The 315-nt window shown below is 74.0% G+C and carries 1 pseudogene; it reads right to left on the reverse strand.

The annotated features are described in order from the left end of the window. Positions 1-315, reverse strand: a pseudogene (locus tag IF04_RS36360) (ATP-binding protein); the annotation flags it as partial.

The following is a 315-nucleotide window of genomic DNA, read 5'->3' on the forward strand; positions in this document are numbered from 1 at the left end:
GCCAGCTCGATCGCCAGCGGCAGCCCGTCCAGCCGCCGGCACAGCCGTACCAGCTCCGCGCGGTCGGCATCGGTGACCGTGAAACCGGGCACCGCCTCCTTGGCCCGCATGGTGAGCAGGAGCACCGCATCCGCCGCGCCCGCCCGCGCATCGTCGACCTCGGGCACCGGCAACGGCTCGATGGTCAGGATCCGCTCGCCCACCACGTCCAGGGCACGACGGCTGGTCGCCAGGATCCGCAGGCCGGGCGCCGCCCTCAGCAGTGCCTCGGCGGCGAACGCGCAGGCATCGGTCAGGTGCTCGCAGGTGTCCAGC

This window comes from Streptomyces violens, from assembly GCF_000717745.1.
GTDB lineage: Bacteria > Actinomycetota > Actinomycetes > Streptomycetales > Streptomycetaceae > Streptomyces > Streptomyces violens.